The 24,510-nt window shown below is 59.6% G+C and carries 28 protein-coding genes; 15 read left to right on the top strand and 13 right to left on the bottom strand.

All coding sequences use genetic code 11. The features are described 5' to 3' along the window. Window positions 1-8: 8 nt before the first annotated feature. The 4 genes from mnmE to hemE all read right to left on the bottom strand — a co-directional run bounded on the left by mnmE (window position 9) and on the right by hemE (window position 4,293). Window positions 9-1,331 (bottom strand): tRNA uridine-5-carboxymethylaminomethyl(34) synthesis GTPase MnmE, encoded by a 1,323-nt coding sequence (mnmE, locus tag B8746_RS05245; protein WP_084392170.1) that lies wholly within the window; start codon window positions 1,329-1,331, stop codon window positions 9-11. Between the two features lie 3 nt (window positions 1,332-1,334). Further along, the gene (gene rho, locus B8746_RS05240) at window positions 1,335-2,633 is read right to left on the bottom strand and encodes a transcription termination factor Rho (protein ID WP_084392169.1); all 1,299 of its coding nucleotides are present in this window, start codon (window positions 2,631-2,633) and stop codon (window positions 1,335-1,337) included. 139 nt (window positions 2,634-2,772) lie between these two features. Beyond that, window positions 2,773-3,198, bottom strand: a complete 426-nt coding sequence (locus B8746_RS05235; protein WP_084392168.1) for a CopD family protein — start codon at window positions 3,196-3,198, stop codon at window positions 2,773-2,775. A 27-nt stretch (window positions 3,199-3,225) separates the two neighbouring features. Next, on the bottom strand, window positions 3,226-4,293 hold the full coding sequence (hemE, locus tag B8746_RS05230) for a uroporphyrinogen decarboxylase (RefSeq protein WP_233123935.1): 1,068 nt from the start codon (window positions 4,291-4,293) through the stop codon (window positions 3,226-3,228). A gap of 330 nt (window positions 4,294-4,623) precedes the next feature. Between hemE and B8746_RS05225 the strand changes: the two genes are divergently transcribed. Genes B8746_RS05225 through dnaQ form a run of 5 tightly spaced genes read left to right on the top strand, consistent with a single transcriptional unit; the run spans window position 4,624 to window position 8,174 of the window. Further along, the gene (locus tag B8746_RS05225; protein ID WP_084392166.1) at window positions 4,624-5,454 is read left to right on the top strand and encodes a pyruvate, water dikinase regulatory protein; all 831 of its coding nucleotides are present in this window, start codon (window positions 4,624-4,626) and stop codon (window positions 5,452-5,454) included. Continuing rightward, on the top strand, window positions 5,451-6,050 hold the full coding sequence (locus tag B8746_RS05220) for a Maf family protein (RefSeq protein WP_084392165.1): 600 nt from the start codon (window positions 5,451-5,453) through the stop codon (window positions 6,048-6,050). Before B8746_RS05225 ends, B8746_RS05220 begins: the two co-directional genes overlap by 4 nt. Continuing rightward, the gene (locus B8746_RS05215; protein WP_084392164.1) at window positions 6,047-6,871 is read left to right on the top strand and encodes a shikimate dehydrogenase family protein; all 825 of its coding nucleotides are present in this window, start codon (window positions 6,047-6,049) and stop codon (window positions 6,869-6,871) included. The genes B8746_RS05220 and B8746_RS05215 overlap by 4 nt, the downstream gene beginning before the upstream one ends. Further along, window positions 6,868-7,473, top strand: coding sequence for a dephospho-CoA kinase (gene coaE / locus B8746_RS05210; RefSeq protein WP_084392163.1), 606 nt, complete (start codon window positions 6,868-6,870; stop codon window positions 7,471-7,473). The genes B8746_RS05215 and coaE overlap by 4 nt, the downstream gene beginning before the upstream one ends. Next, window positions 7,470-8,174, top strand: coding sequence for a DNA polymerase III subunit epsilon (dnaQ, locus tag B8746_RS05205; RefSeq protein WP_188657437.1), 705 nt, complete (start codon window positions 7,470-7,472; stop codon window positions 8,172-8,174). The genes coaE and dnaQ overlap by 4 nt, the downstream gene beginning before the upstream one ends. On the opposite strand, the gene secB is transcribed toward dnaQ, so the two are convergent. Continuing rightward, window positions 8,165-8,686 carry a protein-export chaperone SecB gene (gene secB, locus B8746_RS05200; RefSeq protein WP_084392162.1) on the bottom strand — a complete coding sequence of 174 codons (522 nt, stop codon included), beginning with the start codon at window positions 8,684-8,686 and terminating at the stop codon, window positions 8,165-8,167. The genes dnaQ and secB overlap by 10 nt on opposite strands. Window positions 8,687-8,815: 129 nt before the next feature. On the opposite strand from secB, the gene B8746_RS05195 reads away from it, so the two are divergent. The 4 genes from B8746_RS05195 to B8746_RS05180 all read left to right on the top strand — a co-directional run bounded on the left by B8746_RS05195 (window position 8,816) and on the right by B8746_RS05180 (window position 11,929). Further along, window positions 8,816-9,421 (top strand): Tim44/TimA family putative adaptor protein, encoded by a 606-nt coding sequence (locus B8746_RS05195; protein WP_084392161.1) that lies wholly within the window; start codon window positions 8,816-8,818, stop codon window positions 9,419-9,421. Window positions 9,422-9,499: 78 nt separating this feature from the next. Further along, window positions 9,500-10,111, top strand: a complete 612-nt coding sequence (locus B8746_RS05190) for a glutathione S-transferase family protein (protein ID WP_084392160.1) — start codon at window positions 9,500-9,502, stop codon at window positions 10,109-10,111. Between the two features lie 60 nt (window positions 10,112-10,171). Beyond that, the gene (gene mltA / locus B8746_RS05185) at window positions 10,172-11,389 is read left to right on the top strand and encodes a murein transglycosylase A (RefSeq protein ID WP_084392159.1); all 1,218 of its coding nucleotides are present in this window, start codon (window positions 10,172-10,174) and stop codon (window positions 11,387-11,389) included. A gap of 9 nt (window positions 11,390-11,398) precedes the next feature. Continuing rightward, entirely contained in the window at window positions 11,399-11,929 is a 531-nt protein-coding gene (locus B8746_RS05180; RefSeq protein WP_084392158.1) for a Smr/MutS family protein, read from the top strand. Here the strand turns inward: B8746_RS05180 and hisE are convergent. From hisE to hisH, 4 genes are read right to left on the bottom strand one after another with little or no spacing between them, the layout of a single operon-like run. Then, the gene (hisE, locus tag B8746_RS05175) at window positions 11,926-12,282 is read right to left on the bottom strand and encodes a phosphoribosyl-ATP diphosphatase (protein ID WP_084392157.1); all 357 of its coding nucleotides are present in this window, start codon (window positions 12,280-12,282) and stop codon (window positions 11,926-11,928) included. The two genes, B8746_RS05180 and hisE, sit on opposite strands and share 4 nt — an antisense overlap. Window positions 12,283-12,299: 17 nt before the next feature. Continuing rightward, complete coding sequence (hisF, locus tag B8746_RS05170; protein WP_084392156.1) at window positions 12,300-13,061, bottom strand: imidazole glycerol phosphate synthase subunit HisF; 762 nt, start codon at window positions 13,059-13,061, stop codon at window positions 12,300-12,302. 1 nt (window position 13,062) lies between these two features. Beyond that, window positions 13,063-13,806: a 1-(5-phosphoribosyl)-5-[(5-phosphoribosylamino)methylideneamino]imidazole-4-carboxamide isomerase gene (gene hisA, locus B8746_RS05165; RefSeq protein ID WP_084393126.1), complete on the bottom strand. Its 744-nt coding sequence runs from the start codon at window positions 13,804-13,806 to the stop codon at window positions 13,063-13,065. Beyond that, a complete protein-coding gene (gene hisH / locus B8746_RS05160) occupies window positions 13,803-14,447 on the bottom strand; it encodes an imidazole glycerol phosphate synthase subunit HisH (protein ID WP_084392155.1) in 645 nt (214 codons plus the stop codon). Before hisH ends, hisA begins: the two co-directional genes overlap by 4 nt. A gap of 106 nt (window positions 14,448-14,553) precedes the next feature. Here hisH and B8746_RS05155 point away from each other — a divergent pair, with 106 nt between their 5' ends. Beyond that, entirely contained in the window at window positions 14,554-15,990 is a 1,437-nt protein-coding gene (locus tag B8746_RS05155) for an amidohydrolase (protein WP_084392154.1), read from the top strand. 134 nt (window positions 15,991-16,124) lie between these two features. On the opposite strand, the gene hisB is transcribed toward B8746_RS05155, so the two are convergent. Next, complete coding sequence (hisB, locus tag B8746_RS05150; protein WP_084392153.1) at window positions 16,125-16,721, bottom strand: imidazoleglycerol-phosphate dehydratase HisB; 597 nt, start codon at window positions 16,719-16,721, stop codon at window positions 16,125-16,127. Window positions 16,722-16,884: 163 nt separating this feature from the next. On the opposite strand from hisB, the gene B8746_RS05145 reads away from it, so the two are divergent. The 3 genes from B8746_RS05145 to hslU are packed head-to-tail and all read left to right on the top strand — an operon-like array spanning window position 16,885 to window position 20,753. Next, complete coding sequence (locus B8746_RS05145) at window positions 16,885-18,831, top strand: putative bifunctional diguanylate cyclase/phosphodiesterase (protein WP_158084537.1); 1,947 nt, start codon at window positions 16,885-16,887, stop codon at window positions 18,829-18,831. Between the two features lie 51 nt (window positions 18,832-18,882). Then, window positions 18,883-19,449, top strand: coding sequence for an ATP-dependent protease subunit HslV (hslV, locus tag B8746_RS05140; RefSeq protein WP_084392151.1), 567 nt, complete (start codon window positions 18,883-18,885; stop codon window positions 19,447-19,449). After that, window positions 19,446-20,753 carry an ATP-dependent protease ATPase subunit HslU gene (hslU, locus tag B8746_RS05135; RefSeq protein WP_084392150.1) on the top strand — a complete coding sequence of 436 codons (1,308 nt, stop codon included), beginning with the start codon at window positions 19,446-19,448 and terminating at the stop codon, window positions 20,751-20,753. The genes hslV and hslU overlap by 4 nt, the downstream gene beginning before the upstream one ends. On the opposite strand, the gene B8746_RS05130 is transcribed toward hslU, so the two are convergent. Further along, window positions 20,743-21,090, bottom strand: a complete 348-nt coding sequence (locus B8746_RS05130; protein ID WP_084392149.1) for a winged helix-turn-helix transcriptional regulator — start codon at window positions 21,088-21,090, stop codon at window positions 20,743-20,745. The genes hslU and B8746_RS05130 overlap by 11 nt on opposite strands. Before the next feature lie 50 nt (window positions 21,091-21,140). On the opposite strand from B8746_RS05130, the gene B8746_RS05125 reads away from it, so the two are divergent. Continuing rightward, window positions 21,141-21,866, top strand: a complete 726-nt coding sequence (locus B8746_RS05125) for an SDR family oxidoreductase (RefSeq protein ID WP_084392148.1) — start codon at window positions 21,141-21,143, stop codon at window positions 21,864-21,866. Window positions 21,867-21,889: 23 nt separating this feature from the next. Further along, window positions 21,890-22,492, top strand: a complete 603-nt coding sequence (locus tag B8746_RS05120) for a 2-hydroxychromene-2-carboxylate isomerase (protein WP_084392147.1) — start codon at window positions 21,890-21,892, stop codon at window positions 22,490-22,492. 116 nt (window positions 22,493-22,608) lie between these two features. Here the strand turns inward: B8746_RS05120 and B8746_RS05115 are convergent, their stop codons facing one another. Beyond that, a complete protein-coding gene (locus B8746_RS05115; protein WP_084392146.1) occupies window positions 22,609-23,346 on the bottom strand; it encodes a PhyR family response regulator anti-anti-sigma factor in 738 nt (245 codons plus the stop codon). Between the two features lie 103 nt (window positions 23,347-23,449). Continuing rightward, a complete protein-coding gene (locus tag B8746_RS05110; RefSeq protein ID WP_084392145.1) occupies window positions 23,450-24,448 on the bottom strand; it encodes an adenosine kinase in 999 nt (332 codons plus the stop codon). Between the last annotated feature and the right edge of the window lie 62 nt (window positions 24,449-24,510).

Raw genomic sequence — 24,510 nt, 5'->3', positions numbered from 1 at the left:
GGCCGGAGTCATTTGCCGATACAGAAGGAAGAGAACACCGCGCCGAGAACTTCCTCGACACCAATTTCGCCAACCAGGGACGAGAGTTGCCGAGCCGCGAGGCGGACATCTTCAGCCACGAGTTCGGCCCCGCCGCCGCGTCCAAGAAGATCAAGCGCCTGTTCTACGTGAAACAGGGATGTCTGCAAACTCAGCCTGTGCCGCTTTCGGGTGATGAGCGGCGCGATGGTCCGGTTTGCCTTTGCCGAGACGATGTCCGCAATGGCCGATTCAAGATCGGCAAGTCCGTCACCCGTCAGTGTCGAGAGGATGAAGACTCCCTCCTCTGCCGGATACGCCTTGCGGTCGGACTTGTTGACGACATTGAGGTCGCCAGCTCCCGCTTCTGAAAAGTCGACGTTTTCATCAGCAGCCCGAAGATGGATCCTGAGATCAGCAGCTTCGGCGCGTTCCCGCGCCCGCCGAATGCCTTCCGCCTCAATGGCATCACCGGCTTCACGAAGCCCGGCCGTATCGGCAATCCAGACAATCTGGCCTCCAATCTTCAAACGGACTTCGACGACATCACGTGTCGTCCCGGGAATATCGGACACGATCGCCGCCTCGCGCCGGGCCAGCCTGTTGAGAAGCGATGACTTTCCCGCATTGGGCGGACCGACAATCGCAATCCGGAACCCTTCGCGGATACGTTCACCGACCTCGTCATCCTGCAAGGCTTCGATGAACGCGTGCCGAATTGAGTCCAATACGTTCGTCACGGGTGACGTGGTTTCATCCGGCGCATCTTCCTCATCGGGAAAGTCGATGCTGACTTCGAGAAGGGCCAGTGCCTCGACAAGCTTCTCGCGCCACTTGGCATATTGGGCGGAAAGCGCCCCATCGAGCTGGTTCAGGGCGAGCGATTTCTGCGCGCGCGTTTCGGCATCGATGAGGTCGGCAATTCCTTCGGCCTCGACGAGATCGACCCGGCCATTTTCAAAAGCGCGACGCGTGAACTCTCCAGGTTCGGCAAGACGGGTATCTGGGAATTCACAGATCGCATCGAGCGCATGATCGATAACGGCCGACCCGCCGTGGAGATAAAGCTCTGCCGTATCTTCGCCAGTATAGGATTTTGGGCCAGGCATGAAGATGCCGAGGCCTTCGTCAATTGTTTCACGGGAAACATCGACGAACCGGCCGAACACGGAACGACGCGGCGCCGGCAATCCGGCTTCGAACACCGATGCGCAGATCTCGCGGACCCTTGGCCCACTGATCCTGACAATCGCAATGGCAGATGGCGGCGGCCCGGAAGCGAGCGCGCAGATCGTGTCGCGCGCGTCTGCCATCGCCTAGTTCTTCATCGCCTCGAAGAATTCGTCATTCGTTTTCGTCTGACGAAGCTTGTCGAGCAGGAAGTCAATTGCATCCGAAGTGCCCATCGGGTTGAGAATTCGGCGGAGGATATAGATCTTCTGCAGCTGTTCCTTCGGCGTGATAAGTTCTTCTTTCCGCGTGCCGGACTTCATGATGTCGATGGCCGGGAAGGTCCGCTTGTCGGCAATCTTGCGATCCAGCACGACTTCGGAGTTACCGGTGCCCTTGAATTCTTCGAAGATGACTTCATCCATGCGCGAGCCGGTATCGATCAATGCGGTCGCGATAATGGTCAGCGAACCGCCGCCTTCAATGTTCCGCGCGGCGCCGAAAAAGCGTTTCGGACGTTGGAGCGCATTTGCATCGACACCGCCGGTCAGGACTTTGCCCGAACTCGGCACAGTCGTATTGTAGGCGCGGCCAAGGCGCGTGATCGAGTCGAGCAGGATGACGACATCGCGGCCATGTTCGGCAAGGCGCTTGGCTTTTTCGATGACCATTTCGGCAACAGCCACGTGGCGCGTTGCCGGCTCGTCAAAGGTCGAGGAAATAACTTCGCCCTTCACCGAACGTTTCATGTCGGTAACTTCTTCCGGGCGCTCATCAATCAGCAGGACGATGAGATAGCATTCGGGGTGATTTTCCTCGATGGACGCAGCGATGTTCTGCAGTAGGACGGTCTTACCAGTACGCGGCGGTGCAACGATCAGGGCGCGCTGACCCTTGCCGATTGGGGCGACAATGTCGATGACGCGGCCGGATCGATCCTTCTTCGTCGGATCCTGGCTCTCCATGTGGAGCCGCTCTTCCGGGTATAGCGGCACCAGATTGTCAAAGTGGACTTTCTGGCGGGCTTTCTCTGGCTCCTCGAAATTGATCGAGTTCACACTCATCAGCGCGAAATAGCGCTCGCCTTCACCTGGCTCCTTGATAGGGCCTTCCACCGTGTCGCCAGTTTTCAGGCCAGCCTGCTTCAGCAGTTTCGGATTGACGTAAATATCGTCCGGGCCCGGCAGGTAATTGGATTCTGGCGAACGCAGGAAACCAAAGCCGTCAGTCAGGACTTCCAGAACACCACGGCCGATGATCGTAATGTCTCGGTCTGCAAGTTCGCGCAGAACAGCGAACAGAATGTCCTGGGTGCGGAGCGAAGACGCATTCTCGACTTCAAGGCTTTCGGCATAAGCTAGGAGCTCAGTCGGGCTCATGGCTTTCAGATCACGCAGGTAGACCTGGCTCGGGGTATCGGCTTCGGGCGCGAGTGTATCGGACATGTAAACTCAGATTGAATGTGCTTCGGCTGACTAGGAGCGGAACGCAGGAAGAGGGAGTTTGTGCCAACCCTGGAACGGGCTGACCGGTTGACGGCTTATGCGCTGAAATTCCGGTCGTCGTCAAGACCGGCCCGACAGATCAGAATGGGCGAACAATCACCATTACGGCTGCGATGATAAAAAGCAGGAACGGAACCTCATTCATCATTTTCAGCTGCTTTGACGACACATCCTGTCCCGCATCAATCTTGCGCCCGAGCATCACGAAATATCCGTGAAGGCCCGTCAGGATCAGGACGGCCAGGAGTTTCACGTGAAACCAGCCATTCTGCAGAAGCGCAGTGTTCATCACCATCATCGTGACGCCGAAGATCCATACCAGAATGATCGATGGATTGAGGATGATCATCTTCAGCTTTTTCGACGCCGATTTCATCGTCTCGAACAGCTCATCGCCTGGAGACGAAGACAGCTGGTGGAGCTTGTAGCGCGGATAGACCAGCATGCCTGCCATGAAGGCGACGACAAAGATGAGGTGCAAAGCCTTGATCCAGAGGTACAGCATTGGGCAGGTCTTCCATATAGGGATTAACTAGCGCTTCCAGTTGCGGACAGTCTGGACGACTTTCTCGACATGCGGAATGGGCGTCTGAGGTAGCACACCGTGACCGAGGTTGAAGATGTGCGGCCGATCTCGATAACTCTCGAGCAATTCTTCGACGCGGCGCTCCATCGCGATCCCGCCCGCGAGCAGAAGCAGCGGATCTAGATGCCCCTGCACCGGGAACTGCATCGGAATCTCACGATTGACGAAAGCCGGAACTACCGAAGTGTCCAGCCCGACAGCGTTTACCCCAGTCTCCCGCGCATAAGCCGGAAGCATTGCAGCAGCCCCGCGTGGAAACCCGATGATCGGAACATCGACGCCAAGTTCATTCAGACGGGACACAAGTTTACGATTGGGCAGGATGACGATCTGCTCAAACACGTCGTTTGGCAGACCCTCGGCCCACGACTCAAACATCATCAGCGCATTTGCGCCGGCTTCGACTTGCGCCTGCATGTAAAGTGCCGTCGCTTCGACAATGTCATCCAGCAGAAGGTCCAGCTCTGCAGGGTATTGATGTGCCCAAATACGCGCCGTGGATTTGTCCGTGCCGCCGCGCCCCTCAATTGCATAAAGGGCGACCGTCCAGGGTGCGCCGGCGAATCCGATCAGCGTCTTTGATGGATCAAGTCGCGAGGACACCCGCGAGACTGTTTCATAGACGGGGGACAGGCGCTCAGCTGCCTTCTGTGGAGGCACGGTATTCAACCGCTGCCCGGCCTCGACCGTCTGAACAATCGGCCCAACCCCTTTTTCGAACCGCACTGTCTGGCCAAGCGCGTCCAGGATGAGAAGGATGTCCGCAAAAAGGATCGCCCCGTCCATGTCATATCGCTGGATGGGCTGAAGTGTCGCTTCGGTTGCCAGCGATGGCGTGTAGCAGAAATCCAGGAAGTCCTTCGCCCGCGACCGCAGCTCAAGATATTCAGGAAGGTGACGCCCGGCCTGTCTCATCATCCAGATGGGGACAGGGTCCTGACGTTTGCCAGACAGCACAGAGAGAAGAGGTTTTTGCGCTTCGCTGGCCATCAGGCCCCCTTTTGAATCATTCATCGAATGAGCTCTTATCATTACTAGGCGCAGGATATGGTGGACAAACCGTCTCATGGCGAGTTGTCACCAGCATTTCCACAGCCAATCCCCAGAACACGCCAATTTTAACACTTCGTTAGGACTTTGGAATCGTGGTTAATTTTCTATTAACCATATGTCTCGCTTCACCGGCTGGAACAGACAGGGATTCTGGGCTGAGGGAATCTGCGGGATGTGGATTTCGAGTGCATGAATGAGGACAAACCCGATTGTCCACAATCTCTCCACAGGGGTTGTCGATTTCGCCAAGACACTGCAGTTTCCGCAGCAGTCTAGCCAGCCGGGGACAGAATGCGTCCAAGCATCTATTTTAACGTACATCTCGTATCCGACTCCACGGGCGAGACGCTGAACGCTGTCATGCGGGCGGCGGCAGCGCAATTTGAGAACGTCATCCCGCTTGAGCACAACTACTATCTGGTCCGGTCCGAACGCCAGCTGGAGCGCGTCATGCGCGACATCGAGGCCGCGCCCGGCATTGTGTGGTTCACGATTTCCGATGAGATGCTGCGCATAAAGCTCGAACAGTTCTGCCGCCTGCACCAGATCCCCGTCCTGGCGGTGCTTGATGCCTCGATCCACCTGCTGAGCCGCCATCTTGGCATATCGGCAACCGAGCGTGTCGCCGGTCAGCATGCCCTGAACGCCGAATATTTCGAGCGGATCGAAGCCATCAACTATGCCCTGGCGCATGATGATGGCCAGAATCTGCAGGGTCTGCTGAGTGCGGACGTCATCCTGCTTGGTGTCAGCCGAACTTCAAAGACGCCGACCTGCGTTTACCTCGCCAATCGCGGCGTGAAGGCTGGGAATATTCCATTGGTGCCTGGCGTGCCGGTCCCTGCCATTCTAGATGAAATCGACCCGGAGACTGGTCCGCTGGTAATTGGCCTCAAGATCGGCGTCGAGCGTCTCGTCCAGATCCGCAGCCAGCGTCTCATGGCACTCAATGAGACGTCCGAAACCGATTATACCGATGAGGAAGCGGTGCGCGCCGAAGTCACGGATGCAAACCGACTATTCCAGCGCAAGAAGTGGACGATGATCGATGTCTCTCGCCGCAGTGTTGAAGAGACAGCGGCTGCCATCCTCAACAAGCTGAACGAGCGACGCGGACAATGAGCGATCTTGATATTATCCTCGCATCCGGCAGCGAAAGCCGTCGAATGCTGCTCGCAAACGCAGGTGTTGAAGCGAGAAGCATCAAACCTAACGTCGATGAAGATGTTGCAAAAGTATCATTCCGCGCAGAAAAGATGCGCGTGGCAGACCAGGCCATGCGTCTTGCGGAAATGAAGGCGGTCAAGGTTTCGCAGAGGCATGAGGGCCTCGTCATTGGCGGCGACCAGATGCTGAATCTCGACGGCGAGGCGATGGACAAGCCCGTCGACATGGCCGATGCCGCAAATCACCTCCGCAAATTCTCGGGCAAGGTACATAAGCTTGAAACCGCAATAGTCATTGCAGAAGACGGTGTTCCCGTCTGGCGACACCTGACGGCACCAAAGCTGACAGTGCGGCCGCTATCAGAGGCCTTTATCGATGGATATCTTGACGCGGCAGGGCCGAAAATCCTCAACACTGTCGGGGCGTACATGCTGGAAGATATCGGGGCACAGCTCTTCTCCCGGATCGAGGGGGATTACTTCTCGATACTCGGCCTGCCCCTCCTGCCCCTGCTTGACTATTTACGAGTGAGAGGCGTCATCAGGGCATGATGAAGAAGCTCGCCGTTATTGGAGATCCGGTTGGACACTCCCTGTCGCCCCAGATCCATATGACGTGGATCGACGGGATGCGGCTCAATGCATCCTATGAATCGATTCGCGTGCCGACGGGTGAGGCTGCCGAGGCCCTGGAGGAATTCGCCCGGAAGAAATATATCGGCCTGAACGTTACGCTTCCGCACAAGCAGGCGGTGTTGGCGAGTGTAACAGATACCTCACCAGCGGTTCGGGCAATTGGCGCGGCCAATACGTTGAAACGCAAGACTGACGGAAGCTGGTCTGCGTTCAACACCGATGCGCCGGGCCTAATGGACGCGCTCAGCCGGGTCGGAATGAAAAGCGTGGCGGGCAAGACCGTTCTGCTGCTTGGGGCGGGTGGCGCAGCGCGCGCGGCGCTCTATGCGCTCGACGAAGCGGGAGCAGATATCATCGTGCTCAACCGGACAGTTGAGAAGGCCGGATCGGTGATTGCCAGCTGCTGCCAGCGCGATCACCGATTCGGGCCGATAGACGACCTTGCGCTGCATGCCGCCAAAGCGGACTTTGTCATCAATTCGACCAGTATGGGTCATGGCGGCGAACATTTCGTCCTTCCGGACGGTGATGGGCGTCTGTTCTTGGAGCTGAGCTATGGTGTCCCAGCCGCGCCACAGCTGCAACATGCCCGGTCTCAGGGCTGGAACGCGGAAGATGGTCTCGGCATGCTGGTCTGTCAGGCCGCAGAGAGCTTTCGCATCTGGTTCGGCGGTGACCTGCCCGATGTGGAAGTTGCTCTTGAAGCCTGCCGCGAAACACTCAAAATCACCGGATGATTATCCTCGGCCTGACAGGCTCTATCGGCATGGGAAAGAGCGCAACGGCGGCGATGTTCGCCGATGAGGGCGTGCCGGTTTACGATGCCGATGCGGCCGTCCACGCCATCTATGCCAAGGGGGGACTGGCGGTGGAACCCCTGGGCGAGCGCTTTCCCGGCGTGGTGATTGATGGTGCTGTCAGCCGTCAGCATCTGCGCGATATCGTCCTGGAAGATCCAGACGCGCTGAAGGACCTGGAATCGATCGTTCATCCGCTGGTTGGGGAGACGCAGTCGATTTTCCGGCGCGAAGCCATGCATGCCGGTGCCCGCTTCGCCGTGCTGGACATTCCGCTTCTCTACGAAACCGGCGGTGACAAGAGATGCGACTATGTTGCGGTCGTCACGGCTCCGGCGCCCATGCAACGGGCCCGTGTCATGGCGCGCGAGGATATGAGCGAAGCCGATTTTGAGAAAATCCTCGCCAAACAGGTGCCAGACGCTGAAAAACGGGCCCGCGCGGACTTCGTGATCTCCACAGCCTTTGGTTTCGACTTCACGCGAACCCATGTAAGGGCGATCACAGACCTGCTTTCCAACATGGAGTCTGACCAGGTATGACTGACCAGATCCGCGAGATTGCTTTTGATACTGAAACAACAGGCCTCAACTGGTCTGGCGATGACCGTGTCATCGAGGTCGGCGCTGTGGAGCTCATTAACCATGTCGCGACGGGTCGCACCTTCCATGAGCGCATCAACCCTGGCCGGAAAGTCTCTGAAAAGACCATCGAAATTACCGGCATCACGGATGAGATGCTGGCCGACAAGCCACCTTTCGAGCACCCTTCAATTGTTGACGCCTTGCTGGAATTTATCGGTGATTCGCCTGTCGTGGCGCACAATGCAGCCTTTGACCGTGGCTTCCTGAATGCGGAGCTTGTCCGTTGTGGCAGACCGGAAATACCGCTCGAGCAGTGGGTCGATACGCTGGATATCGCGAAGAAGCGCTATCCGGGCGCGCCTGCTTCGCTCGACGCGCTGTGCAAACGCTTCAATATCGGGCTAGAGGCCCGCACGCTGCACGGCGCTCTGCTCGATAGCCAGCTCCTTGCCGAAGTCTATCTCGAGCTCAAGGGCGGCCGCGCCCGCAGTTTTGACTTTTCTGACGGCAGCGGTGATGGCGATGGCGCAAAATTCCGCACCGCCCGCCAGCGACCAACACCGCTCGGCTCGCTCGTCACAGAGGACGAGGCGAGGCAACATCAGGCTTTCATGGAAACGCTGGGCGAAGGCGCGATCTGGTCGCGCTATCAGCCCTGAGGGTCGGTTGAACCGCCTGCAGGCGGGCTCTGCGGCGCTGGGGCCTGTGCAGCTGCTTGCGAACTACGCTGACGCTGCTGGCGATAAAGCGCCGTAAAATCAACAGGATCGATACGAAGTGCCGGGAAGCCGCCTTCCTGGGTGAGGTCAGCCACGATGCGGCGGCCGAACGGGAAGAGCATGCGCGGCGCTTCGATGAGCAGCATGGCTTCTGTGTCGGCGGGCGTTCCGCCCTGCACCTGGAACAGCCCGGCATATTGCAGCTCGACCAGGAAAAGCGCGGTATCCTGCGTTCCGGCGCGGGCATTGAGCTTGAGAATGACCTCGTAGACGCCCTCTTCTGCATTCTGCGGGATTGCCTGCACATCGATGCCGAGATCGACATTTGGCTGTTCGGTCACGCGCGAACCGGGATTCTCGAAGGACAGGTCCTTGATATACTGGTTCAGGACACGCATTGACGGGCCGGTCATGGCTTGCGGCTGTGCAGCGGTGTCTGGCGTGTCGGTCATTGCTCGGAAATCCTCTCTGAAACTGGGTTTTGCGCCTATCATGCGACCCCATCTTGCGCAACACTGGGTGGCACAGCAGAAAACTTGCCTATATGTGGGTTAGAATAACGCCTACCGGTTGGAGACTTCATGTCCTCTTCGCTTATCGAACTTGTCCTGCTCGCAGCGATCGCACTTTTCGTGGGCTGGCGTCTCTACACGACGCTGGGGAGCGATGGCGGTCCGCCTGAAGGCCGCACCCGGTCGCAGGCCCCTGCAGCGCCGAAGACAGAAGAGCGTCGCACCGAAGAATCCCGCGGCGGACTTCGCCCGGCCTTCACCGGCCCGGCGGCAGCTGGTCTTGAGGCAATCCACGCGGCTGATCCAAGCTTCCACCCGGCAGAGTTCAAGCAGGGCGCCCGCAGCGCCTATGAGATGCTGGCATCTGCCTTTGCCCGCGGAGACCGCGAGACCCTGAAGCCATGGCTCGATACCGATGTCTGGGAAGCCTGGGACGCAGCGATTACCCAGCGGGAGAAAACAGGCGTTGAGGCGCCGCAATTGCTGCGGATTCGTCATTACGAGATCGATGATGCAAGCCTTGAGGGCCGCACGGCCCGGGTCACTGTCCGGTTCGAAGCGGAGCTTGGCGACGGCGATATGACGCGCAAGTCCGAAGAATACTGGACCTTCATGCGCGACGTGGATTCCGACGATCCGAACTGGCTTCTGGACGACGTCGACACCGCAAACTGATCCTCAGGAAAGAGGTGACAGCCTGCCCCATTGAGGGCAGGGTTCTTCGCGCTGGTGTCGAAACTGCGGAGGGCCCGGATGGCCAAGGATCTGGTTTTCTATACAAACCCCATGTCTCGCGGGCGCATCGTGCGGTGGATGCTCGAAGAGGTGGGCGAGTCGTATGACACGAAGATCATTCCCTATGAGGAAATAAAGTCGCCGGACTATCTCGCCGTCAATCCGATGGGCAAGGTGCCTGCCCTCGTTCACAAGGGCCGGACCATTACAGAATGCGCCGCCATATGCGCCTATCTGGCAGACGTTTTCCCGAATGCAGGCCTTGCCCCGCCGCCTGAGAGCCGCGCGGCCTATTATCGCTGGTTCTTTTTTGCCGCTGGTCCCCTCGAGACCGCGATCACCAACAAGACCCTGAATGTCGTTCCGAACGAAGAGCAGAGGCGGACGGTCGGCTATGACCGTATGGAAACCGTCCTCGATGTCCTCGAACTCGCGGTACAGGAAGCGCCCTACCTTGCCGGAAACGAGTTCAGCGCCGTGGATGTCTATGCGGGTTCGCAGATTGGCTGGGGCCTGCAATTTGGCACTATCGAAAGACGCAAATCCTTCGAGGATTACTGGGCGCGGATCAGTTCACGACCCGCCAAGCAGAAGGCTGACGAGATCGACAACGCTCTCTATCAGGGCTGAAAACGGAGAGTGGCCAGGTTTAATTTGCGGGCGGGTTGCAAGACCGGCACAGGATAGCTCATGAAAAGACTCGGAACTTCTCTCATTCTTCTGGGGCTCGCGGCATGTGCAAGTGCGCCGGAACCCCAGCCAGTGCCGCCTGCCCCACCCATTGCCGAGACACCGGCGCAGCCGGTCTGGACGCCGCCGGTGCCTGCCGATTTCGCAAGCCTGCCCGGTTGGACAAGCGCTGACATCCTTCCGGGCCTTGAGGCCATGCGCAAGAGTTGTGGCACTTTCGCGAGAAGACCGGGCAACCAGTACCTGTCTGACGATGCCCCTTGGGCTGGCAGGGTGGATGACTGGATGCCGGCCTGCGCCGCGCTTGATGTGGTGGCCGACAATGCCAGTGCGAAGGCGGTCGTTCAGGCCCTCTTCCAGCCGGTCGAGATACTGAGCCCGGACGGCCAATCGCGCTTCACCGGCTATTTCGAACCTGTTTACGAGGCACGCTACACGCCGGTCCACCCTTACACAGAGCCTGTCCCTGCCCTGCCTGCTGACCTCGTTTCCGAGGGCGGTGACAATGTCTACCAGACCCTGCCCGGCGGAGGACGCCGGGCCTATCCGAGCCGCGCAGAGATCACGGCTGCCGGGGTCACCCCGCTCGCCTATGCGCATCCCGGGGACGTCTTCTTCCTGCAGGTGCAGGGGTCCGGAAAGCTCGTTTTCCCCGATGGCACGGTGAAGAAGGCCGTCTATGCCGCCCATAATGGGCAGCCATTCCGCTCGACGGCCAACTGGCTTCTAAATCGTGGCTGGATCAGCCGCGGCGAAGCGTCGATGCAGGGAATTCGCGCCTGGATGGACCGTGCGACGCCGGCCCAGGTCCGCGAAGCGATGAACGCGAATCCCCGCTTCGTCTTCTTCACGATAGACCCGTCTACCGAACAGACTTCCGGCCCCAGGGGCGCGCTGAACGTCCCGCTGACGCCGCTTGGCTCGATGGCGGTTGACCGGTCCTTCCATGCACTCGGGGTTCCGGTCTTCGTTCAGACAAGCGCGCCGGGTCTTGGCGGCGAATGGTCCGGCCTGCTCAACGCACAGGACACAGGGGGCGCGATCAAGGGCCCGGTACGCGGGGATATCTATTTCGGTACAGGCCTTCAGGCGGGAGAACGTGCCGGCACGATGAATGCGCCGGGGCGGCTCTGGGTTCTGTTGCCGAGCGCGGTTGCGGCGCGCCTTGATGCGCCCCGACCGGTGGCCTCGCTTGGCGTGACAGGCAACGCGCATTAGATCGGCGGAATGACCGACCGGAAACTCACAAGCGATGAGGCGAAAGCCTGGGACCGTGTGCGCCAGTCGGTTCGCCCGCTGAAGGGCGGCAAGTCTCCCCGGATCAAGCGGGACGTTTCGGATCACCCGATCCTGAAGAAGGTCAAGCCGCCCTCTGCGACAGCAGCAGCCAAGCCTCAGACCGGTTCCCGACGGGCTGTGGATGGCGCTGGGGCGTCGTCCGGACCAGCCGATCGTAGCAAAGAAAAGAAGGTCCGGCGCGGCAAGCTCGAGATCTCAGCGAGCTTCGATCTACATGGTCACACCCAGGACACGGCCTGGTCTGCCCTGCCCGCCTTCCTCATCCGCGAACAGGCGCGTGGAAGCCGATGTGTGATTGTCATTACCGGAAAGGGCAAAGCCGGGGAGGGAATCCTGCGCCGGAACTTCCTGCGCTGGATCGAGATGCCGGAGGCGAATGCCCTGGTGTCCGGCTATGCGCCAGCCCACCCGCGACATGGTGGTGCGGGCGCATTCTACGTCTTCCTGAGGCGGCGCTAGGCCTTGGTCTGTCTGGCCGCTTTTTCCGCAATGCCTGATACACCGCGCCGTTCGGCAAGCGCTTCGGCGACCATGTCCAGAGGCACGCCGCGCGCCCTGAGACCCACCAGCAGGTGAAACAGAAGGTCAGCCGTTTCTGCGGCTACATCCTTGCGGCTCTCTGCTGCGATGGCGAGCGCCACTTCCGCGCCTTCCTCGGCGATTTTCTTCGCGCAGCGGATCTCGCCTGAACGCAGAAGACGGGCCGTATAGGACTTGTCAGGATTGCCATCGACGCGCTCATCGACTGTTCGCGCCAGGATCGCGATCAGGGCATTCAATTGCTGAGCTGAACCAAGTTCCTGTTTGGGCATGATTGTCTTTCAGTCTGTCATTCAAATGGTCTGACGGGAGCACCCGCATCTGCAAGCGCTTTTCGGGCCTCAGATAAGCTTACCTCGCCAAAGTGAAAGATTGATGCTGCAAGCACAGCATTTGCGCCGCCCTCAAGGATGGCCGGGGCCAGGTCGGCCGCTGAGCCGGCACCGCCTGAGGCAACTACCGGAATACTGACGGCAGATGTGACGGCTTTGAGCAGCGGGATATCAAAGCCGGACTTGGTGCCATCCTTGTCCATGGAGGTGAGCAATATCTCGCCCGCGCCGCGCTTCTGCGCCTCTTTCGCGAATTCGATTGCGTCAATACCGGTCGGCTTTCGACCGCCATGCGTGAAGATTTCCCAGCTTGCGCCGGCCTTGCGCGCATCAATCGCGACCACAACGGCCTGGCTGCCGGCCTTGGCGGCGCATTCGGCGATCACTGCTGGATTGGCAACGGCGGCTGAATTGATGGCCACCTTGTCAGCCCCGGCACGCAAAAGCTGCACCAGATCACCGGCCGAACGCACCCCTCCGCCGACTGTGAGCGGCATGAAACACTGTTCGGCTGTCCGTCGCACAACGTCCAGCATCGTTCCCCTGCCCTCATGGCTGGCCGTAATATCGAGAAAACAGAGTTCGTCGGCGCCTTGGGCATCATAGGCCTTGGCGAGCGCGACCGGGTCTCCGGCATCGCGCAAGCCGACAAAGTTTACGCCTTTGACTGTGCGGCCATCTTTGACATCGAGGCAGGGAATGATGCGCGTTTTCAGCATGTTACTTGCTTCGGGCCGCTTCGATGGCCTGTTTGGGATCAATGTCGCCATCATAGAGCGCGCGCCCGAGGATCGTGCCTGAAATGGGCCGCGCAGAGCCTGATTGTTTCAGCGCAACCACATCCTGGACGCTTGCGACGCCGCCTGATGCGATCACCGGAATCGAAACAGCTTCGGCCATGGCCTTGGTAAATGCGACATTCACGCCGGTTTTCATGCCATCGCGGGAGATATCCGTCACGACCAGGCCTGCGACGCCGCATCCTTCGAAGATTTTGGCGAGCTCGACCGCCTTCATGTCGGAGGTTTCCGCCCAGCCTTCGACAGCGACATAGCCATCCTTTGCATCAATGCCGACGACGATCTTTCCAGGCAGGTCGCGCGCGGCGGACTTGACGAGATCAGGATTGCGCAAGGCGGCCGTGCCGAGAATAACGCGTGAAAGGCCTGCTTCCAACCAAGCATCGATCTGCTCGCGCGTGCGAATGCCGCCGCCGAGCTGTACCGGAACGTCCGTTGCCGCGAGAATACGCCGGACAGCCTCGCCATTGGCACTGTCCCCGGCAAAGGCGCCGTCGAGGTCAACGACATGCAGCCGGTCAAAGCCCATGACCCTGAACCTCGCTGCCTGATCGCCGGGGTCAGGATTAAAGGCGGTCGCCTGATCCATTTCGCCGCGGATCAGCCGTACGCATTCGCCGCTCTTGAGGTCGATGGCGGGCCAGAGGTCAAACCGCTCTGTCATACCGGCTCCCATTCAAGAAAATTGGCCAGCAGCCTGAGGCCCACACGCTGGCTCTTCTCAGGGTGAAACTGCGTGCCGAAGATATTCGCCTTTGCAATGGCGGCGGTGATCGGCGCGCCATACTCCGTGCTTGCGGCAAGGTTATCACTGTTGCTCAGGACCATGCCATAGGAGTGCGTGAAATAGACGTGTGGGTCATCACCGAGCCCCGTCAGGACCGGGTGATCCTGTTGTATCTGCAGCGCATTCCATCCCATGTGCGGGATCGCGAGGCCTGGTCCCGCCTTGATACGGTCCACTTCGCCGCCAACCCAGCCGAGCCCGGCGGTCTCGCCATCCTCAAGTCCGCGATCGGCCAGCAATTGCATGCCGACACAGATGCCGAGGAACGGCACGCCGCGTTGCAGGACGGCCGTTTCAAGCGCATCGACCATGCCGTCCACGGCGCGCAGGCCGGCGGCGCAGTCGGCATAGTGGCCGACCCCCGGTAGGACCACGCGGTCTGACCGGCTGACCGCTTCGGCATCCTCGGTGACAAGGATGTCCATTGGCGTTTCGCACAGCGTCGATGCAGCGCGCAGTGCACGTTCGGCCGAATGCAGGTTGCCGGAGCCATAGTCTATGAGTGCGAGTGTGGGCATCTGTTCGCGCTCTTAAACGGCTGTTGCAGCAAGGGGAAGAGGGCAAGGCTTGATATCCCCAGACCGGTGAAGCAAGGTCGCCACAGTCCCACAATGGAGTTCCTTCATGCGCACCCTGCTACTCGCCGCGTCCATTGGCATATTTTCTACCGGATTGGCTGGCGCAGCGGCGGCCGACCCGTCGACGGATACGGCCAGCCAGCTCGTCCAGCAAAGGCGGGCGCTGACCGCCGACCTGGCCAGCAAGATCTGGGAATGGGCAGAGATTGGCTATCAGGAAAAGAAGTCTGCAGAATTGCTGCAATCGACGCTCGCCGCTGAGGGCTTCGAGATCGACGCAGGCGTTGCAGGTATCCCGACGGCCTTTGTCGCTGAATATGGTTCAGGTGAACCGGTCATTGCGATCCTGGCTGAATATGATGCCCTGCCCGGTATCAACCAGAGCAAAGCGCCGACGCGGGATCCTGTCAGCGGCAAGCTCGCCGGCCAGGCCTGTGGGCACAATCTCTTCGGCGCTGCATCCGTTTCGGCGGGCATCGCTATCCGTCACTGGCTCGAGGAGACCGGGGCGGAGGGCACCATCCGCGTTTATGGCACGCCAGCCGAGGAAGGCGGCAGTGGAAAGGTCTACATGACCCGGGCCGGCCTGTTCGAGGATGTCGATATTGCCATGCACTGGCACCCGGACGATGAGAACTCTGCCGCTGCCAATACATCACTCGCCAACCGGTCTGCTAAATTCCGCTTTCACGGGATCTCAGCGCACGCAGCAGGCGCGCCGGAGCGCGGACGGTCTGCGCTGGACGGCGTCGAGGCGATGAACATGATGGCCAATATGATGCATGAACACATGCCGCAGGATGCGCGCATGCACTATGTCATCACGTCGGGCGGGAATGCGCCGAACGTGGTCCCGGATTATGCTGAAGTCTTCTACTATGTCCGCCACCCGGACGCAGATGGTGTCGATGCGATCTGGCAGCGTCTCGAAAAAGCCGCTGAAGGTGCTGCAATGGGGACTGGCACGCGCGTCGAATGGGAAATCATTCACGGCAACAACCCGCTTCTGGTGAATGAGGCCCTCGCCCGGATGATGGACGAGAAGCTCCGCGCACTCGGCGGCATTACCTATACTGCCGAAGAGCAGGCCTATGCAGAGCAGGTGGCTGCAAGCTTCGACAATCCCGCACTGGCCCTCGGCTCTCAGGAAGAGGTCCAGCCATTCGAGATTTCACTGGGCTATGGGTCTACGGATGTAGGCGATGTGTCATGGGCGGTACCGACAGTCGGCCTGCGTACAGCGACCTGGGTTCCCGGCACGTCCGCCCACAGCTGGCAGGCTGTCGCTGCGAGCGGCATGTCGATAGGCCACAAGGGTGCAGATCTGGCAGCCAGGACGCTGACGGCCGCTGCAATCGAGCTCTACCAGAATGATGCCCTTATCGAGGCGGCCTGGGAAGAGTTCGAAGCCAAGCGAGGCCCGAATTACGAGTACAAATCCCTGCTCGGCGACCGCGACCCGCCGCTGGATTATCGCAGGTAAGACGGCGACAAGCCTGATCGAGACAAGGTTTGTCGCTGTCAAAGCCGGCTTTCAGCACATCGAGATCATTGACGCATCGCACGGGCCGGCGAACCGGACCGTCCTGCTGGGCCGCAACCGCCGCTTTCGCTGAGCTAGAGGCTGCCCTTGGTGCTTGCCGGCTTGCCCTGAAGACGTGGATCCGGCGTGACAGCCATCTTCAGCGCCCGCGCCGTTGCCTTGAAACAGCTCTCGGCGATGTGGTGATTGTTCTCGCCATAGATGTTCTCGATGTGCAGGCACATACCGCCATTGCCGGCTAGGGCATGGAAGAATTCCTTGAAAAGTTCAGTGTCGAGATCGCCCACCTTGTCGCGCCGGAAATCGACCTTCCAGATAAGGTATGGCCGCTTGCAGAGATCGATGGAGGCACGGCTCAACGTCTCATCCATCGGAATGTAGGCATGTCCGAACCGCGTGATGCCTGCAAAGTCGTCGAGCGCCTTCATGATCGCTTGGCCAATGACGATGCCTGTGTCTTCCACGGTGTGGTGCGCGTCAATGTGCAGGTCGCCTTTTGCCTTCACGGTGAGATCAATGAAGCTGTGGCGGGACAGCGAATCCAGCATGTGATCGAAGAAGCCGACACCTGTTTCGATATCGGACTTGCCGGTTCCGTCGAGGTCGACGGTTACTGTAATGTCCGTTTCGCGAGTCGTCCGCGTAACTGTGGCTATACGATTTTTACTCATGATGGGGCCTGATACATCGTCTCAATCGAAAGAGATACAACAGATTCATTCACGGAATTCTAAAGTTTAGGCCCGATTGTGTCGTTCAGGGCGCAATTTGCGTGCAGGCAAACGAGTAGATTTTCTGGCAAATCAATCCAAAATGGCCCGCCAAGTGGCGAAAATGAAGTTCGAAGTTGCGCTGCCGCTATGCGCGGCGCTGCTAGGCTTCGTCCTGTCTGTCGCCTTCGCGTCGATCTACGTCATTGCTGCAGAAAACCGCGCTGAGACCGAATCCGACATTCTGGCCGAACGCCTGGTGCGAACGATTAACCCCGATGTTGCGTCAGGCGATTATGAACAGGTGCGCCAGACGGTCGAGCGATTTGCTGGCGACCGTGTGCTGGTCGTCGATGCCGAGGGCAATGCGATCGCTGGATCTGACACCCCTCAACTTCGGAAGAAAGGCGAGGTCTATCCCGTCACCGAGGCGGGCGTGACGGTGGCAGAGCTCATTTCCCTGCGTCTGAGCCCTGGCGGTCTGCCCTTGCCCCTGCCGGCCATGCTCGCGGCGGTCCTGTTCGTGACCGGCATGTTTTTCGCCCTTGCAAACTGTTTTGCGAAGGTTGGTGCCATTCAGGCGCGGTCAATTGCAGATACGGTTGACCGCGTCAGCAATGGTCTTTCATCACGGTCCTCCCGCAAGCTGTTGTTTGAGGAGTTTCGCCACCTGCATGCCAGCACGGTTCGCGCGCTGCATAAGCTGCGCGCCGAGAATACGAAGCTCAGCAATGCCGCCTATACTGATGAACGCACGGGACTGGGCAACTCACTCAGCCTGACGCGCCAGTTGACCGAGACGATCGCCGATTCAGCCTTCGAGGACCCGTCTTCCTTCATCCTCATCGACGCCGACGCGATCCAGCAGATATCTGAAAGTGCCGACAGCGCGCTTGGTTCAGAAACCTATGTCACCATGAGCCGGCGCATTGCCGAATTTGTCGCCTCACGCGAGCGGGCTCACGCCGTGCCTGCGGGCAGCTGGAAGGTCTTTGCGCTTCAGTCCGACGAGTTCGCCATCCTTGTGGATCGCATCGGGGCCCGTCCCGAAGTCATGCGGCTGGTCCGGGACCTGATCGATACGCTGAACCAGCCCTACCAGCTGTCAGGCAAGAAATTTCGCGTGCCGGCCTCGGTCGGCATCGTCATGATACCCGAAGACGGCCAATCGCCGGCTGATATCCGCAAGCGTGCCCAGTCGGCCCTCTTCCAGGCCCGGCGCAGCGACAGCACGGATTTCCAGTTCTACTCACCGAAATTCGACCGCCAGGATGCTGCGCGCAAACGTCTTGAGGCCGAAGTGCGCGCCGCCGTCGAGAACAAGCGTTTCATCCCGGTCTTCCAGCCCAAGATCGATCTTCGGACCGGCCGCATCATTGGGGCTGAAGCGCTGGCGCGATGGAAACTTGAAAGTGGGCGGATCGTTTCGCCGAATGTGTTCATTCCAGTTGCCGAAGCGACTGGACTGATCGGCGAAATCGGCATTCAGATCGCTCGCCAGTCCTGCCGCGCCGCCGCACGCTGGCACCGGCTCGGACATACGGGCATCTCCGTTGCGATCAACGTTTCGCCCATCCAGTTTGAGTCCGATGACCTCGGCACCATGCTGATCCATGCGATGACCGAAGCTGGTCTTCCGCCGCGGCTGATGCAGCTGGAGATTACGGAAAGCGTCGCCGTCACGGACCCGGAGCGGCTCAAGGATGTTGTCGGACCCCTGAAATCCATGGGCGTCAAGCTCGCCATTGACGATTTTGGCACCGGCCACTCAAACCTTGCCATGTTGGGCCGCCTGCCTTTCGACGTCTTCAAGATCGACCGCCAGTTCATTTCCGGCCTCTATTCCGACAAGCAGGCCCCGGCGATTGTGGAAATGATTCTCGGCATGGCCGAAACGCTCGGCATGGAGACGGTTGCAGAGGGCGTCGAGACCGAAGCCCAGGAAGCGTTCCTGCGTCGGCGTGGATGCGACCAGTACCAGGGCTACTATTACAGCGCGCCTGTGCCGCTTGACCGTTTCATTCACATGCTGAATGAAGACCGCGCCAAATTCGCAGCGACAGCAAGCTAAGACACACGCAGCCTCTTGCAGAGACGGCGCCGGTGGGCCACATCACCCGTCGTGACTGATTATACCCACGAAAATTCGCCGCCCTGGCATGGGACGACCATCCTTGCGGTTCGCACGCAAGACCATGTGGTACTTCTGAGTGATGGACAGGTCTCGATGGGCCAGACCGTGATGAAGGGCAATGCCCGCAAGGTCCGCCGTCTCGGTAATGGGGACATCCTCGCAGGATTCGCCGGCGCAACAGCCGACGCCTTTACCCTGTTTGAACGGCTCGAGCAGAAACTCGAACGCTTCCCCAACCAGCTTCAGCGAGCCGCGGTTGAGCTGGCCAAGGACTGGCGCACGGAAAAATACCTCCAGAAGCTCGAAGCCCTGCTCATTGTTGCCGACAAGGATACAACTCTCGTCATTACAGGCGCGGGCGATGTGCTTGAGCCGGAACACAATGTTGTCGCGGTTGGATCGGGCGGCAATTATGCGCTATCGGCGGCCCGTGCGCTCTACGATTATGAAAAGGACGCCGAAAAGCTCGGTCGCCGCGCCATGGAAATCGCCGCCGACATCTGCGTCTACACCAATGGCAATTTCTCGGTCGAGAAACTGGATCTGAAATCATGACAGCTGTCCTCACACCCAAGGAGATCGTCTCCGAGCTGGATCGTCACATTGTAGGGCAGGGCGATGCCAAGCGCGCTGTTGCGCTTGCCCTGCGCAATCGCTGGCGCCGCAAGCAGGCTCCCGAAGAGCTGCGTGATGAGATCACGCCAAAGAATATCCTGATGATCGGCCCGACTGGCGTCGGCAAGACCGAGGTGTCCCGCCGTCTGGCAAAGCTCGCCAATGCACCATTTCTCAAGGTGGAAGCGACAAAGTTCACCGAAGTTGGCTATGTCGGCCGGGACGTCGAGCAGATCGTTCGTGATCTCGTCGAGTCCGCCATTGGCATGGTGAAAGACCAGCGTCGCAAGTCGGTTGAAGACCAGGCCCGCGAGGCGGCTGAAAAACGTCTTCTCGATTCGCTGGTTGGCGAAGACGCCCAGTCATCGACGCGCGAAGTGTTCCGCCGCAAGCTCCGCGACGGCGAGCTTGATGACAAGGACATCGATATCGAGCTGGCCGACACCAGCAATCCGCTGCCCATGATGGATCTGCCAGGCGGCGGTGGCTCAATGGGCATGGTCAATCTGAGCGACCTGCTGGGCAAGGCGATGGGCGGCCGTACCAAGCGCGTAAAGACCACTGTGCGCGATGCCTACAAGCCGCTTATCGCCGAAGAAGCCGACAAGCTGATCGATGAGGAGAGCGTCACGCGCGAAGCTGTGCGCATCGTCGAGTCTGATGGCATTGTCTTCCTCGACGAGATCGACAAGGTCGCCGGATCGAGCGGTCGCAGCGGCGCCGATGTGAGCCGTGAAGGCGTGCAGCGAGACCTGCTTCCGCTGATTGAGGGTACAACAGTCTCGACCAAGCGCGGACCGGTGCGCACCGACCACATCCTGTTCATCGCGTCTGGCGCATTCCATGTGTCAAAGCCGTCAGACCTGCTGCCGGAATTGCAGGGCCGTTTGCCCATCCGGGTGGAGCTGAAGCCCCTGTCGCGCGACGATATGCGCCGCATCCTGGTGGAGCCGGAAGCCTCGTTGATCAAGCAACATGAGGCGCTGATGAAGTCAGAAGGGGTCGAGCTTACCTTTGAAGACGCCGCGATCGATGCACTTGCCGACATTGCGGTCCGGGTCAATGACACGGTCGAGAATATCGGTGCACGCCGTCTTCAGACTGTTCTTGAACGTCTACTGGACGAGATCAGCTTCACAGCGCCGGACCGCTCTGGTGAAACAGTCACGATCACGGCTGACTATGTTGAAGCTCAGCTGTCCGATCTTGCCGGAAACGCCGACCTCTCGAAGTTCATTCTTTAGTCGCTGTCGCAGTCCGGCGGACAGGCATGTGCTTCTTGCCCCAGTCGCGGAAGGCTATGAGGGCTGGGCCAAATTCCCTGCCCTTTTCGGTGAGCACGTATTCATGGCGTTTCGGCCTGTCCTGATAAGGGCGACGTTCAAGCACGCCAGCCGTCACAAGCCGTTTCAGGCGCGATGACAGGATGTGCCGCGTCGCGCCCGTGGTCTCGGCAAACTCCTCAAATTTGGACCGCCCGAGAAAACAGTCCCGCAGGATGAGCAGTGTCCAGCGATCACCAACCAGCGTGAGCGTTCGGGCGACCGGGCACCAATTTTCGTCAAGTTCGGTCCATTTCATGGTGACAAGTGATACCCTGATTTGCTAAAGTTCCAAAATGGAACGAACAAATGACTGATCCTGCCGCCATCATAATTGGCGCGGGCGATGCAACGGGCGGCGCGATTGCCCGAAGATTTGCCAGGGAAGGCCTGACCTCGATTTGCACCAGACGGACTGAAGAGGCCGTGGTGCCACTGGTCGATGATATCCGCGTCTCCGGTCGCAAGGCAATCGGCATCGGTTGCGATGCGCGTGATGAAGACCAGATGGTCGCCCTGTTCGACCGCGTGGAACAGGAGGTCGGCCCGGTCGAGGTCATGGTCTTCAATATCGGTGCGAATGTCCGGTTCCCGATCACCGAGACCACGGCTCGTGTGTATCGGAAAGTGTGGGAGATGGCGGCATTCGCTGGCTTCCTGGCCGGGCGTGAGGCGGCGCGGGTGATGCTGCCGCGCGGCGCGGGCACCATCATTTTTACCGGCGCGACGGCATCGATGCGCGGCGCGGCCGGTTTTTCCGCCTTTGCCGGGGCCAAGTTCGCACTTCGGGCACTGGCCCAGTCCTTGGCGCGCGAGCTTGGACCGAAGGGTATTCATGTCGCCCATGCAGTGATCGATGGGGCCATCGATACCGCCTTCATTCGCGATAATTTTCCAGACCGCTACGCGCTCAAGGACCACGATGGAATCCTCAATCCGGAAGCCATCGCCGATGCATACTGGATGCTGCACACCCAGGAGCGCAGCGCATGGACCCATGAGCTGGACCTTCGGCCCTGGATGGAAAGTTTTTGACCCCGAACAGATTGGAGGCCCCGATGGCCAAGACCCTCGAATTCTTTTTCGACTTTATCAGTCCGTTCTCCTATATCGCGTATCACGCGCTTCCATCGGAGCTCGGTGACCTCGTATCACAGGTCGAATACAGGCCGATGTTTCTCGGCGCAGTGATGCAGACAACGGGCAATCGCCCGCCGGGCCTCGTACCTGCCAAAGGGGCTTATCTGCCTGTCGATCTTGCCCGGTGCGCCAGGCGGTATGGTATTCCGTTCAGGCTGAACCCGCATTTTCCGATGATGAACACCCGCCCCATGCTGCGGGCTGCCATCGGGCTTTCGGATACGCCAGACGAGCAGAAACGCTTTATCGAAACCGTTCTGCACCATGTCTGGGCGGCACCCTCATCGCTGAAGACCGATGAGCCAGATCAGGTGCGTGCCATGTGTGCGGAGGCAGGTTTCGACGCGGACCGCATCCTTGAACTGGCCGAATCCGAGCACACGAAATCCGTGCTGAAGGCCAATACTGACAGCGCGATCGAGCGCGGCGCCTTTGGTGCGCCGACCTTTTTTGTGGGCAGCGACATGTTCTTCGGACATGACCGTCTGGACTATGTGAAAGAGGCCCTGCTGGCGGCCTGAGAATAATGGAGAAAACTTGGAACGGTTCGTCGCCCATGGGCATAGGACAGGTGAAGCATTATTCTCCAGCTTCAAAGACACCCCTCATACCGGCGCTACGGCGTCGGTATTTTTTCTCAGAGTTTAGCGGCTTTCTGGATCAGGGCCTGGCTGATCACCGCTTTCACCATGTCGGGCCGGAAGGGCTTCGGAATCAGGAAGGCTGGCTCGCCGCGCTCGCCCTTCAGGAGGCGCTGCGGATAGGCGGTAATGAAGATTACCGGAATATCGAGCTGATCGGTAATTTCCCTGGCTGCTTCCGCGCCAGACGACCCATCTGCTAGCTGTACATCCGCCAGGAGAAGTGCAGGCGGATTTGCAAGGCAGGCTTCGACCGCGGTCTCACGCGTGACTGCCTGCCCGATAATGTGGTGACCCATCTGTTTGGCGATCTGCGCGATATGGGCGGCGACGAGTGCTTCGTCCTCAATGATGAAGACATCCGTTGCCAGTGACGCCTTCAGCTCGTCTTCAGCGTCGGCTACAAAGTCCGAAACGGTGCTGGCGTCTGCTCCCATGATGCGGGCCGCATCTTCCAGGGTGAAGCCTTCCATCGTCGTAAGCAGCTGGGCGCGGCGGGGATTGGATGAAAGGGCAGGCGATGCAGACCCCGGCGCCGATGCGTTGAAGTCGCTCACCTTGCGTTCCAGCATCGAAAACAGTGTCAGACGGCCAATGCCTGGATCTGAGCGTTCGAGAAGATCGACGATCACGCCCTCAACAAGAGTATCACCCTGAAGACTGCTGCCGGTCACCGCGCGCGCATAGCGACGAAGATATGGCAGTTCCTTTTCGACATCTTCAGCTATACCCATTCAATCACCAACCTTACCCAGCGATACTCAACAAGCAATGCGCTGCCTGTCCGTCGAAGGACAATTGACGCCTGTAGGGGTAGCCTGCGCGGGCCATGGTAAATTAATTGGTAATGCCTGCGCTTCTTGCGAGACGCCTGTAAGCAACTTCAGGGCGAGGCCCGTAATGCGAGATGACTTCTGCCGCTGCAATGTGGCCGAGCCTCGCGCACAGCGAAAGTGGCAGCTCCCGCGACAGACCGAACATGAAACCCGCCGCATACTGGTCGCCAGCGCCGGTCGTATCGACCACCTTGTCGACCGGCTCGGCTGCCACATGGATCGGTTCGCCTTCCCCGATCACAACCGATCCCTTTTCCGAGCGGGTCACAGCAGCCAGGGCCGTATCGGCACGGAGCTTTTCGACCGCGCCGTCAAAGTCGTCTGTCTGGTATAGCGACAGCAGTTCGTCCTCATTGGCGAACAGGATATCGACATGGTTGCGGATCAGATGCAGGAAGCTGTCGCGGTGGCGCTCGACGCAGAAGCTGTCGGAAAGGGTCAGGGCCACGCGGCGGCCAGCCGCCCTTGCGATCTCGGATGCGTGAACGAAGGCTTGCTTGGCGGGCTCCTCGTCGAAAAGGTAGCCTTCGAGGTAGAGGATCGCGCCAGCCTTGACGGTTTCGGCTGAAACATCCTCTGCACTGAACCGGACTGATGCGCCGAGATAGGTATTCATGCTGCGGGCGCCATCTGGTGTCACGAAGATGATTGACCGGGCGGTGGCTGGGCCATGATCCAGGGGTGGGGTATCGAACGGAATGCCGCTCTCATTCATGTCGCGGCGGAAGACTGAGCCGAGCGGGTCGTCCGCGACCTTGCCGATATAGGCGGCGGTACCTCCAAAGCTGGCAACGCCGACAATCGTGTTTGCGCCGGACCCGCCAGAGAGCTGCCGGGCCTCAGGTGCTGCGGCGGTCAGGGCATCGGCGCGCGCCTCATCGATGAGAGTCATTCCGTTCTTGCGAATGTTGAACCGGTCGAGGAAGCTGTCTTCGACGGGGGCGATGATATCGACAATCGCATTGCCGAGCCCGACGACGTCGTAGAGAATTCCAGCCATAAAAACCTCTTGGATTCCTTCCCGTCCGGATTTGCAGACCTCGCCCGTGGACGCAAGTCAAG

The organism is Henriciella pelagia (genome assembly GCF_002088945.1).
Lineage (GTDB): Bacteria > Pseudomonadota > Alphaproteobacteria > Caulobacterales > Hyphomonadaceae > Henriciella > Henriciella pelagia.
Note: the sequence above shows the minus strand (reverse complement) of the source record. Positions and strands in the feature narration are given on the sequence as shown.